The organism is Dongshaea marina (assembly GCF_003072645.1).
In the GTDB taxonomy this organism is placed as follows: Bacteria; Pseudomonadota; Gammaproteobacteria; order Enterobacterales; family Aeromonadaceae; genus Dongshaea; species Dongshaea marina.
In genome coordinates this window covers 4,416,638-4,428,781 of record NZ_CP028897.1, presented here as the reverse complement: position 1 = coordinate 4,428,781, position 12,144 = coordinate 4,416,638, and the positions used below count along the sequence as shown (strand labels likewise).

Sequence of the window (12,144 nt, the reverse complement as noted above, 5' to 3'; positions counted from 1 at the left end):
ATAAGGAAGCAATGTGATGAGTAAATTGAAGTTTCCTTCTGCCTTTACGATCCTGTTTCTGCTGATTATTTTAGTGGCAGCGTTGACCTGGATTATCCCGGCGGGCAAATATGAAACCAAGATGAACCCCGAGCTTGGAAGAGAGACTGCGGTCGCAGGAACCTACCACAAGGTTGAGCCAAATCCTCAGGGACTGGCTGCTATCTTCCTGGCTCCCATGGATGGCTTGTATAACCATGAAACCAATGAAGCCAACGCCATCGATGTATCCCTGTTTATCCTGGTCATTGGTGGGTTTCTTGGGATAGTAAACCGTACTAAGGCGATCGATGCCGGTATCGAGCGGGTGATGGTTCGGTTCAAGGGGCGGGAGGTTCTGATGATCCCGATCCTGATGGCGTTGTTTGCCGCCGGAGGAACCGTTTATGGTATGTGCGAGGAATCGATACCCTTCTACATACTATTGGTTCCGGTGATGATGGCGGCTCGCTTCGATCCCCTGGTGGCGGCCGCGACCATCTTGCTGGGGGCAGGGATCGGTACCCTGGGCTCGACCATTAACGCCTTTGCCACTGTCATCGCCTCCAATGCGGCGCAGATCCCCTTCACTCAGGGGATGATGCTCAGGATCGCCTTTTTGGTGATTGGCTGGCTTATTTGTGTGGCCTATGTGATGCGCTATGCCGCTAAGATCCAAAAAGATCCGACTCAATCGATTGTTTATGACCTGCGTGAGTCCAATCGTAAGCACTTCCTGGCTAACATTGATGAGGACGAAGTCCTTGAGTTTACCCTCAAGCGAAAATTGGTTCTGATCCTGGGGACCCTGGCTTTTGCTGTCATGATCTGGGGTGTCGTAACCCAGGGCTGGTGGATGGCCAAGATGGGCGCGGTGTTCCTGGTGTTCAGTATCATCATCGCCTTCGTGGCACGGATGAGTGAGGAGGAGTTTATCTCCACCTTCATTGATGGTGCCCGGGATCTCCTTGGGGTTGCCCTGATCATCGGGGTGGCGCGTGGTATCGTGGTGGTGATGAACAACGGCATGATCACCGATACCATTCTGCATGCCTTTGAAGACTCGGTCCATGGCCTGTCCAACATAGTGTTTATCAATGTGATCTACTGGATTGAGGTGCTGATGTCCTTCCTGGTGCCATCAAGCTCTGGCCTGGCGGTGCTGAGTATGCCGATCCTGGCGCCATTGGCTGACTTTGCCCATGTGGGACGTGAGCTGGTGGTCACGGCTTACCAGTCAGCATCCGGCCTGGTGAATCTGGTGACTCCAACCTCTGCCGTGGTGATGGGAGGACTGGCGATTGCCCGGGTTCCTTATAATCGCTATCTCAAGTGGGTTGCGCCGCTGATCCTGATTTTGGCTGTGGTCTCGATGATCCTGCTGAGTATCGGGGTGATGATCGGCTAACTTTGTCGATTGGTGACCTGCGACGCCCTGCCTTCGTGCAGGGCGTTTTTTATTGCTAATCCGAAGTGACAACGCTCTCAAGTATTATTGTTCGGCCTAATCATCCTGTTACCGTTTGTGAAATATATTTGCGCCAGGGAATCCACCGGGGATCACCAGGGGACGGGCTTTGGATGGGAGCTCGTTCGTTAAACCGGGGAGTTCAGATTACTCTCAGGGAAGGGAGAGGCTTTTGACAAACTCCAGAGCCTTCTCAAGGGTGTCGGTTGTCAGTAGCCAGGGAAGGGCAGAGTAACCACAGGCTTTCGAGAGATACATTTTTTGTAAGGGGTGAGTCTGGACCAGGATCACTCCGAGGCAGCCATGCCGGGCGAGCTCCATATAACTCTGCCCAAGCTCAAAGATTGCGGCTTCGGTCATCAGGCCATCGGCGCTGGGAGCTTCGATAAAGCACCAGTCCCTGAGATTTTGCTTCTCCAGGATGCCGAGCAATACCCTATGCTGCTCAATGATGCCTTCTTTGTTGAATGAGCCTGACGGGCAGTGGATGATCGCCCGTCCCTGTTGCTGGTAGTGACTCAGTCCATGGGCTGAAAACAGAGGATCGTTCACTACCATAGTACCCGATTGTTGATGACTCTCAGTGAGAGTTTAAATTGAGCTCCAGGGCTTTGCGAATCGAGTGATAGCTCTGCTTGATGCGAGTGATATGACGCGGGGCGATCAGCACCACATCGTTACCGGCTACCGAACCCATTACCTCTGGCATGGGTTGGCGATCCAGCAGGCGGGCCACCACATTGGCTGCCCCCGGCGCTGTCTTGATCAGGATGACATGTTCGTTATGACTGATATCGCGCACCATTTCCGGGACTGAGCGGGCGTTGTCTACGGGTTCGAGTTGCTGTTCAACCAGGGTGTAGACTTTTTTACCGCTGGCATTTTGCGCCTTGACGACTCCGAGGCGGTGCAGCAGCCTGGAAACAGTTGACTGACTTATCTCTGCAAAGCCAGCCTGGGCGAGTTCGCTGCGGATCTCCTCCTGAGTTGAGCAGCACTGTTTTTCGACGATCAGCCGGCATGCATCCAGCTGTTGTGTTTCCTGGCAGTGTCGTCCCTGACCGGATCTGTTCTCACTCACTGCACTCCTCCCTAATCTCTGGCATAGTCGAGTCGATCTGAACCTGTATTATACGGAGTTTATGGGGTACCGACAGCCAGAAACAGCAACGCCAGGTCCTTTTTGTGAACCTGGCGCTTTTTCTCGTGTCACAGAGGCTAAATCGGATTAGTGACCGACGATATCCCGTGAGAAAGACTTTTCACAATACTTGCATTTAAGCTGTACATCTTGGTTGACCGCCTTGACCCTGAAAGAGCTACTGACAGGTTCATGGTGGGAGATACAGTTTGAGTTCGGGCAGTCAAATACGCCGGTGATCCGCTCAGGGAGGCGGACCTCATATTTGTTGATCACCTGAAACTCTTTGATGATATTGATGGTCGCCTCTGGAGCGAACAGTGCCAGCTGGTTCGCCTGAGGCTCGGTCAAAATGGTGTTCTCAACCTTGATGAGGTCTTTCTTGCCCTGCAATCCGGATGGCAGGTTGAGACCCACGGTGATCCGCTCGCCATTATTGGTCAGGTTAAACAGGTGCAGGATCTTGACGCCGGCGCCTGCCGGAATGTGGTCGATGACAGAACCATTCTCAATGGCTTCGACTTGCAGTTGCTTCTTCTCAGTCATGACGACCTCCTTATACGCTTGGGTTGAGGATGAGGGATAGCAGGGCTTCGCGGGCGTAAACCCCGTTCTCTGCCTGCTCGAAGTAGTAAGCGTAGGGGGTTTTATCGACCTCGACACTTATCTCATCAACCCGTGGCAGGGGGTGCAGGATCTTGAGGTTATTTTTGACCTCTTTGAGGCTGTCTGTGGTGAGGATATATTTGGATGCCATGTACTTGTACTCGGTCTCATCGAAGCGCTCTTTCTGAACCCGGGTCATATACAGGACATCCAGCTCTGAAACCACCTCCTCGATGCTCTCATGGCAGCTGTAACGAATTCCCTTTTCGTTGAGCTCATCACAGATATAGTCGGGCATCTTCAGTGCATCCGGTGCGATAAAGAAGAAGCGGCAGTTAAACAGGCTCAGGGCCTGGGCCAGTGAGTGAACCGTGCGTCCATACTTGAGGTCCCCGACGAAAGCGACATTGAGCTCGTCCAGGGTATTTTGGGTTTCGAAGATGGAAAAGAGATCCAGCAGGGTTTGGGTTGGGTGCTGGTTTGAGCCGTCACCACCGTTGATGATTGGCACATCGGAGAATTCAGAAGCCAGCCGTGCCGCGCCCTCCTGAGGGTGACGCATCACCACCGCATCACTGTAGGAGCCGATGATCTTCATCGAGTCGGCCAGGGTTTCCCCTTTTTTGGCAAGGGAGGTATTGCCACCGTTATCAAAGCCGATAACAGAACCCCCAGCCGTGAAATTGCGGTCTCAAAGGAGAGGCGGGTACGAGTGGATGCCTCAAAGAAACAGCTGGCGATCACTTTGTTTTTCAGCAGCTCAGGCTGTGGATCGGCCTTGAGTCGGGCGGCGGTCTGAACCACCAGCTCAAGCTCTTCACGGCTCATGTCCGGGATGGAGATGACATGCTTTTGATAGAGTGGGTTGCTCATCATGTGCGTTCCTTTGTGATGGAGTTGGGGGGATTTAGATAAAAAAAAGCCCCTGATAACAGGGGCTTTTTTTGAAAAATTGGGGATTTGTTGAAACAGGTTGAATAGAAAAAAGAGTGTGGCGACCGACCTGGGAGGATGTCGGAGCGTCGAGGTGAAGAAGTTTCGAATGAAATTTCGTACATGACCCAACCTGGATAAAAAATCCTCGAAATTTTATTGCTATTTGAGAGATTGTCAAGGTTTTTTTATCCGGGACTGGATCGGGAGGCATTCGGGGTTAGGGGGTCACCAGGAGGCCAGGACTCTTCGGGGATTGGATCGCCCGAGGAGTCCTGGGGGATTACATGAAAAACTTGGTTTTTGGCGTCAGCAGCCAGATCTCATGCTCCGGCAGCAGTAGCTGCGGGCTGTTATCATACATCGATTTGAGGTAGGCAAACCTGTGATGTCCCTCTAAGAGATGCAGCTTTGCCATCGGCCTGCCCGAAGGATCGTTGAGCTGCTGGTTATTGTTTAACACGATAATTGGCTCTGGCCAGCTCCCCTGTTCCAGCATCGATTGAGCAAGCCAGCTGTCCCGGACATAACTATTATCCTGGTGGACCCGGCTCCAGTAGTTGATGGTGTCACGCCGGTGGGTCCCCAGCTCCTGAATCAATACTTTCGTGGAATAGCATAACTTTTCAAAATGGATCTGTTCCAGATCCAACCATCCCCAGTTCGATTCAAACCCACGCCAATGGCGAAAAATCCAGTGCTGCAGGATGTTTTGTGGAATGTCAGGCACCTCTCGTCGCATGCGGCTCAGGTATTCCGGGCATTTTTCTTCGCTGCAGTCGCTGCGAAAATGCAAGGGGGCGAGTGTTCGCATCAGATGATAATTAAGCATGATGTTCCCTCCCTGGGTTGCCGCGTAAAGTGCCTTTAATCTTTAATTTGACATATTTATGGCGTAAAAGGTAGATAAATATGTAATATGCAATTTTGTGACCTGCGGTCAGCTGATTTGTGCCTTTGGCGCAATTGCCACTGCCGAGCGGCGACGGGAAGAGACTCTTGTTTGCCCTACGGGCTGTTGTTTTATCCTTTCGGCACAGATGTCGGGGCGCCGACAGCGCCCTACTTTTGTATCGCCAAAAGTAGGCAAAAACTCGCTGCGCGCTGCGAGTCCATCCGCAGAGCTACGCGGCTCGGCATCCTGCCTCGAATACAAGATTCATTTCAAATCTGAGTCACAGCGTGTGATCGGAGAGAGGAAGTTAATCCCCCCGTGAGCGAGCGCGAGGCGAGCCGTAGAAGATTCAGGTCGAATCACATGGGTGACGTTTCTCTTAGAGAAACAAAACGAGAGACAAGGAAGTCAAACTGGGAAGGCTTATCAGGGATGATAAGCGTGATGAGAGCTTAGCCGCTACAGGGATGTTGCGTCTAAGCGGTGCCTTAATGCTCAGGTGAGCCAAGGATTAAGCAAGATCCGGGGCGCGAGGGGCTTGCAAAGGGGAAGGCGTTTGCCCCTTTGCTCGCTGTCGGGCGATCCCGACAATTACTGCAAACCTGCCATCCGCAGGATAAAGATCGACGTAGTTCGACCTGCGGTCAGCTGATTTGTGCCTTTGGCACAATTGTCCGGCCGCGGACTACGGGTCAGGGGGACTGCTCACCCAGTCCCCCTAACAACCCCGAGGGTGCCCCTCGATTCGTATATCTCCTCAAAACCATTTGCTCCCTAAAGCTCAGCATAGACACGCCATCCATGGCGTGGCTATGCACTCATGGCGTCCAGCCATTCAGCTTCAATCGCGGCATATTTTTTCGGTACGAATCAAAGGGGAGTTATGCCAGTGAGCCAGCACTATAGTGAGTTTTATCGTGCTCCTTTGCTGTGGATCTGGTTTAAAGCATGAAGTGCAGCTTATTCACGATACTGGAATCGGAGAGAGGAAGTTAAATCCCCGTGAGCGAGCATCGAGGCGAGCAGTAGAGGATTGAAGTTGAGCAACAGGATGTTGTGAAAGCGTAGCCAGGCCATGGAAGGCCTGTTTACGTGGTGCTTCAAGTCTCAGGGAAGCCGAAAGTTCAGCGAGGTGCGGGGTGTCCTTGGGAGTGAAGAGGGTATTGGACAAGCAATACCTTTTTCCCGCCGCCGCTCGGCAGCGGCAATGTGCCGCAGGCACAATTATTCTGACCGAAGGTCAACAAGCACCTCAGTGCCATGCCCCCGCATGTAGATGCTGGTTCATGATGGGCAGTAGCTGGGATTGGATGATTGGCTTGGAGATATGAAAACCTTGTAGCAGATCGCACTCAAAATCATCGAGAAGCTCGCGCTGCTGGGCGGTTTCAACCCCCTCAGCGATAGTGGTGAGGTTCATCTGCTGCATCATATTGATCATCGAATTCATGAATCTCTGGTTCTGCCTGGATTGGCCGAGCTGCATGATAAAGGAGCGATCAAACTTCACCGTATCAAAGGGCAGGCGGTTGAGGGTGGCAAAGGAGGAGTAGCCGGTGCCGAAATCATCGATGGCTAATCTAAAGTCATGTTGTTTAAAGCGGCTACACAGCCCCAGAGCATGTTCGTAATCCTGAAGCATCATGCTTTCGGTGATCTCAAGCTCAACCCGCTCGGTGGCGATCTGGTACTCTTCACAGTTACGCAGTAACACCTTCATCAGCACAGGGTCGGAAAATTGGCAGGGACTTAGATTGATCGCCATATTCAAGGATGGGAAGCCATTTTTATCCAGCTGGCTGAGTAGCCGCAGGGAATGTTTGATCACCCAATGGCCTAAGGCATGGATCTGCTGGGTATTTTCCAGTACCGGAATAAACTCCAGTGGCATCATCATCCCCCGTTGAGGGTGCTTCCAACGGATCAGGGCCTCAAATCCCTCTAAGTGATTGGTGTGGGCATTGACCTGGGGCTGCAGGGATAAGCGCAGTTCATTATGGGTGATAGCGTTAGGAAAATCGGCTTCAATCACAAAGTTATCGGCCAGCTGGTGATGAGACTCAGGACTGAACAGGCAGAACTGATTGCCTCCCTGGCGCTTGGCCTCATGCATGGCTGTATTGGCTCGGCGCATCAACTCCCGGTGGCCATTGTCTGCATTTTCAGCCATGGCGACCCCGATACTGGCGGTTGCATGATAGTTGCGTTGATTGATTTTCCAGGGTTTTTGAAATTCACCGAGAACCTTGTTTAACACGATTGGCAGATCGCTACTGTTTTGCAGCCCCTTGAGCAGCACTGCAAATTCATCCTCGGCGAGACGACACACCAGATCCATCTCCCGCAGCTTATGGGTTAGCCGTTCGGCAACCAGCTGCAGGAGGCGATCGCCTGTGGGGTAGCCGTGTTTAAGGTTAAACTTTTCGAACTCATCCAGGTTGAGGCATAAAAGCGCCAGCATCTGCTGTGTGCGCCCCAGGGTCGCCAGCTCTTTTTAAGCTGGGTTAGAAAGAGTGAGCGATTATCCAGCCCGGTCAGTGGGTCTTGCAAAAAGGGGTTGACGGGATCGCTCAGTGAGTTGAAAGGAGCTTGGGGATCCATTGCATGCTGCTCTTTGGACGTGTGGAGCTCGGGGTGGCGCTTCCAGTAGAAGATCAGGATCAGCAGTGCTGCAGCAAACAACAGGTTTGAACAAAGAAGTAGAGTCAGCAGCATGGCGACCTCCTGTCAGTGCCAGATATTTCCTTTCTGCAAATGTTGTTCCAGTGTTTCAACCAACCGCTCTTCCGGGATTGGTTTGGAGAAATAGTTCCCCTGAATGGTATCGCAGCCAAGACCCTGTAGCAGATCCAGCTGCTGACAGGACTCGACCCCCTCGGCAACCACCTGGCAATGCATCAGTTGCACCATGTTGATCAGTGCCCCGATAAACTTCTGATCATTCTTGGAACGAGTTATTTTGACGATGAAGGAGCGGTCAAACTTGACCGTGTCAAAGGGCAGTTTATTCAGGTATGAGAGCGAGGAGTAGCCGGTTCCGAAATCATCAATGGCCAGGCGGAACTCATGTTTTTCATGGCCCGCATCAGCTGCTGAGTGGTTTTAAAATCTTTGATCATCACGGTTTCCGTGACCTCAAGCTCCACCCGCTTGGGAGGGATATTATGCTTGCTGCAGGTGCTCAGCAGATGGCGCAGCAGATCCGGGTCCGAGAACTGGCGGGCGCTCAGGTTGATAGCGACCGACAGGGGAGGGAATCCCTGTTCATCGAGCATCTCCATTAGCTTGAGAGCATGGGAGATAACCCAGCTGCCCAGGGTGTTGATATGATCCGTATCTTCAAGAATTGGGATAAATTCACCGGGGAGGATCAGCCCCTGCTCAGGGTGCTGCCAGCGGATCAGCGCCTCAAAGCCCTCGAGCTCATTATCCTTAGCCGACACCTTGGGTTGCAGATGTAGCCGCAGCTCCCCTTTCTCTATCGCCTCAACAAACTCGGTTTCGATAGCAAAGGAGCGCACCGCCTGCTGGTACATCCCCTCACTAAACATCACATATTGGTTGCGGCCCAGGCGCTTGGCTTCATACATGGCGATATCGGCACGCTTGAGAAGCTCCTCACTGCGAATTTTCGGCGAGTCAGCAAAGGCAACCCCGGCACTACTGGTCACCAACAGGTTACGGTTGGCAAGGTAGACGGGGCGGTTCATCTCATAAGCGATCTTTTCCATGATGAGTTCGATGTCGGCTACCTGAGACAGACCGGTCAACAGTACGGTAAACTCATCCCCCCCAAGGCGGCATACCATATCCATATCACGCACACAGTTTTTGATACGGTGGGATACTATTTTCAGTAGCTCATCACCATAGTGGTGACCCAGGGTGTCGTTGATCGATTTGAACTTATCGAGATCGAGAAAAATGATCGCCATCAGGCGCTGAGTCCGTCCCAGGGTGGCGATTGATTTATCGAGCTGGAACAGGAACATAGATCGGTTGGCAAGTCCGGTGAGGGCATCGTACATGGCGATCTGTTCAAGCTGCTTGGTTTTATCCTCGATCTGTTGCTGCATCTGCTCCAACTCCAGGGACAGAGAGGTTGTCGCATCACTCAAAAGATCCAGCTCATCATGGACCAGGGCATTGGGGACCTTGAGCTCATCACGAAACTCCTGATAGCGATGCTGAGCCAGCAGTGGCAGTTTTTGCGAAAGCAGGCGAATTCGCCTGAGTGGGGCCAGGGTGATAAAGATCCCAAGGGCGGCCAGCAAGATGATGCTGCTGATCCCAAGCAGTGCAATATTCTTGATGTTATTGCGCAACACCTGTTTCTGCTGGGAGATATCCTTGATGAGGAGCAGGTTCGCGGTTTTCGGATCCAGCTTCTGGTGGACCGGCAGCGACCAGAGCATGAAATGCTTACCGGCCAGGGTTAGCTCGACCCCTCGTTGCCCGATGGCGCTCAGCGGCATGCGGGTGGATGCCTTGGCCAGTAGTTGAAAAGTGGCGTTGCCATTGGTCAGCGAGGGAACCGTGGCCTGCCAGTTACCAAGGTAGCGGGCTTCGCGCTCCGGGCGATCTTTTTTTGCCGGGTTAAGCAGGGCGACATCAATTTCATTGAGGCGGCTAAATTCAATCATGGTCTCCAGCAGGCTGGAGCTCATTACCAGTACCTGGGTGCCAAAGATGCTATGAATTGGGATCCCCACATACAAAGAGCACTCCCGGGTGCACTCGATCACCGACTCGGGGAGTTTACTCTTCATCACCTTGGCTGCGATATTCCCCCCTGGTAATCGGGTAGTGAAGACAGACGCAGGATAGGCTTATTGCTCTTGGCGCCATACAGGGCGATGCCATCGATATTGGCCAATAGCTGCAGATTGGGCCAGGTCTGTTTCAGCAGATTAAAGCCGCTTTTGTTGGAGCTCTCTTCGGCCTGGACAAAGAAATTCCCTACCTGCTCTCCGAGCAGCACCAGGTGATCGGTCAGCTGTTGCAGCAGGAAGTCGTAGTCGTTTTGGTAGTGGCTATATTGGAGCTGGAGATCCTCATCCATCAGGTTGCGCAAGTGCCGCTGGGAGACAAAGCCATAGATACTGATGATAAGAGTCAGCAGAAACAGGATCGTCGTGATTATTTTGCAGCTTAAGCTGAAATAATGACTATGTTGAGGACGCTCCATACCGCTCCTTAAAACCGGTAGCTCACCTGAACCGCAAACAGACGCCAGCGCGCGTGAGTGTTCACACTTGGATCCGGGTTGCCGATCGGTGGCAACCAGGAGGCTCCATCCACCCAGTGGTGCTCCAGCTGTATCAGCCAGTGATCATCCGGATGCCAGGAAGCGCCAATGGTCCAGTCCTGGCTATTGGCAAAATATGTAGGAAATAGCCCCCCTGGGATCCGACTCAAATAATCACCGTTTTTATCGTTCTTATCGTTGTAGTGTAGATCATAGCGGGCCAGCAGAGTCCAGTCGTTGCTGGGGAAGAAGCGCAGCTGCGCATACCAGGACTGCATGGTGCGATCGTTATTGAAATAGTTGTTCCCATTGGTAATCACAAAGCCTCTAAGATCCATGCGCCGTTCACCATACTCGGTGACAAACTCCCACCAACGCTCCCGGTACTGCAGGCTAAACACGCTTTGCAGGGAGTGGATACCACCACTTTCGATGATTGCGTTTGATGAGTCATAGTGCACATTACTACGGGTCAGGTTGGCGGCCAGTAGCCAGCGATCGATCTGATAGCGCAGATCGAAATAGTAGTTGATCGCCGAGCTCCAATCTCCGGGATAAGTTGGCCCCAGCACATTATCGTTAAACTTGCTGTCGATCACATTTTTGCCAACAGCCGCTTCGGCGGTGAGGGTGCCGTAATCCAAAAAGAAATCCGACTTCACCTTGAGCCCATCCATCCCCAGCATAAAGTCCCTGAGCCCTTCGGAGTAGATTGACTGAGGCAGATAGATGCTGGGACGGGTGAAGGGGATATCCCGGGTACTGTTATACAGGCCTATCTGGCTCTTGAAGCGGCCAATCGACAGGGTTTGCTCACTGTTGGGCAGGAGGTTATCGCTCAAATCCAGTTGCAGATAATCCAGGCTCAGACCGTTGTCATTGTGATCGCCTGTGTCCTGGTAGATGGTCTGGCCGGTGAGGCTAATCCCCGGGGTGAAGTGCCAACGGGCCGATAGCCCACCACTATACAGCATGGTCGATCCACCATCACCATTGACCAGGAAGTTATCATAGTTGGTATCGGCAAAACCTCCCGAGAGGTAACCCTGCCAATGCAGCTTATTGTTTTCTGCAGCTAGTGAGGATGCGCTTATCAGAACCAGCAGTAGGCTAATCAATCGTAACATGATCAACCTCCTCTGCCATGCGTGGGGTCGTCAGGCAGGCATATCCAATGGCTCCTGGCGTGGTGGCTACTTTTTGCAACATATCCGAGCCTGTTTTAACCCGGGTTGGGGCTTGTCCGGCTCCTGAGAAGACCTGGCGATACCAGATCCGGGAAAGTTGGTAGGGAAACATAGATAGATATTGCTCACTGAACTGCTGATGCAGGCTGCTATTGGATGGGAGAACAAAAACATGGATGGGGCTACCATCACTCCAGAAGGTCCGTTTCATGGTAAATATGGTCAGAAGTTGCTGCTTACTCAGAGTTTGAATGGATGATCCCGGGGTGGTGATAACCTTCAGCTGCTCAGGTGAGCAGGCCTGGGGCTCAGAGGCAGCACTCAGAGCAGGGTACAGCACGAATAATAGCATCCAGCAAAGTAACGAGGTGGTGCGTCCTTTCACCCTTGATCCCTCAAAGTGGTTAATCTCTTTATTATTAACGTATTTCTAATGATAGTGGTAGATGCCTGTGAGTGCAGCGGCAGATATCACTGTTTACTAATTAGGCGAACGGATTTTTTTTTGTAAATAGGGCTTTACCTTACCCGCTGAATACGTATAATCCATCTCGACTTCAGCAGGGGCGTAGTTCGAATTGGTAGAACAGCGGTCTCCAAAACCGATGGTTGGGGGTTCGAGTCCCTCCGCCCCTGCCAAATTCTCAT

Annotated in this window: 10 protein-coding genes, 1 tRNA gene and 2 pseudogenes; 2 read left to right on the top strand and 11 right to left on the bottom strand. The window is 52.3% G+C overall.

All coding sequences use genetic code 11. From position 1 onward, the window contains the following. The first annotated feature begins 16 nt into the window (after positions 1 to 16). On the top strand, positions 17 to 1,426 hold the full coding sequence (locus DB847_RS20685; protein WP_108652372.1) for a YfcC family protein: 1,410 nt from the start codon (positions 17 to 19) through the stop codon (positions 1,424 to 1,426). Positions 1,427 to 1,639: 213 nt separating this feature from the next. Here the strand turns inward: DB847_RS20685 and DB847_RS20680 are convergent, their stop codons facing one another. From DB847_RS20680 to DB847_RS20630, 11 genes and pseudogenes are all read right to left on the bottom strand, one after another. Further along, on the bottom strand, positions 1,640 to 2,038 hold the full coding sequence (locus DB847_RS20680; protein WP_159084776.1) for a hypothetical protein: 399 nt from the start codon (positions 2,036 to 2,038) through the stop codon (positions 1,640 to 1,642). A gap of 28 nt (positions 2,039 to 2,066) precedes the next feature. Beyond that, on the bottom strand, positions 2,067 to 2,567 hold the full coding sequence (locus tag DB847_RS20675; protein ID WP_108652370.1) for an arginine repressor: 501 nt from the start codon (positions 2,565 to 2,567) through the stop codon (positions 2,067 to 2,069). Positions 2,568 to 2,714: 147 nt separating this feature from the next. Then, the gene (gene pyrI, locus DB847_RS20670) at positions 2,715 to 3,173 is read right to left on the bottom strand and encodes an aspartate carbamoyltransferase regulatory subunit (protein WP_108652369.1); all 459 of its coding nucleotides are present in this window, start codon (positions 3,171 to 3,173) and stop codon (positions 2,715 to 2,717) included. Between the two features lie 10 nt (positions 3,174 to 3,183). Continuing rightward, positions 3,184 to 4,106 (bottom strand): annotated as a pseudogene (gene pyrB / locus DB847_RS20665) (aspartate carbamoyltransferase). 343 nt (positions 4,107 to 4,449) lie between these two features. Continuing rightward, positions 4,450 to 4,998, bottom strand: coding sequence for a hypothetical protein (locus DB847_RS20660; RefSeq protein WP_108652368.1), 549 nt, complete (start codon positions 4,996 to 4,998; stop codon positions 4,450 to 4,452). A 1,315-nt stretch (positions 4,999 to 6,313) separates the two neighbouring features. After that, on the bottom strand, positions 6,314 to 7,522 hold the full coding sequence (locus DB847_RS20655; protein WP_108652367.1) for a putative bifunctional diguanylate cyclase/phosphodiesterase: 1,209 nt from the start codon (positions 7,520 to 7,522) through the stop codon (positions 6,314 to 6,316). Further along, positions 7,417 to 7,776: a hypothetical protein gene (locus DB847_RS24570; protein ID WP_159084775.1), complete on the bottom strand. Its 360-nt coding sequence runs from the start codon at positions 7,774 to 7,776 to the stop codon at positions 7,417 to 7,419. Before DB847_RS24570 ends, DB847_RS20655 begins: the two co-directional genes overlap by 106 nt. 12 nt (positions 7,777 to 7,788) lie before the next feature. Continuing rightward, a pseudogene (locus DB847_RS26760) lies at positions 7,789 to 9,830 on the bottom strand (EAL domain-containing protein). Further along, positions 9,830 to 10,249, bottom strand: coding sequence for a hypothetical protein (locus DB847_RS20640; protein ID WP_108652364.1), 420 nt, complete (start codon positions 10,247 to 10,249; stop codon positions 9,830 to 9,832). Before DB847_RS20640 ends, DB847_RS26760 begins: the two are co-directional and overlap by 1 nt. Positions 10,250 to 10,257: 8 nt before the next feature. Beyond that, the gene (locus DB847_RS20635; RefSeq protein ID WP_108652363.1) at positions 10,258 to 11,436 is read right to left on the bottom strand and encodes a hypothetical protein; all 1,179 of its coding nucleotides are present in this window, start codon (positions 11,434 to 11,436) and stop codon (positions 10,258 to 10,260) included. Then, entirely contained in the window at positions 11,420 to 11,881 is a 462-nt protein-coding gene (locus tag DB847_RS20630; protein WP_199911650.1) for a type 2 periplasmic-binding domain-containing protein, read from the bottom strand. The genes DB847_RS20635 and DB847_RS20630 overlap by 17 nt, the downstream gene beginning before the upstream one ends. Before the next feature lie 177 nt (positions 11,882 to 12,058). Here DB847_RS20630 and DB847_RS20625 point away from each other — a divergent pair. Next, positions 12,059 to 12,135: transfer RNA gene (locus DB847_RS20625), tRNA-Trp, on the top strand. Positions 12,136 to 12,144: the final 9 nt, after the last annotated feature.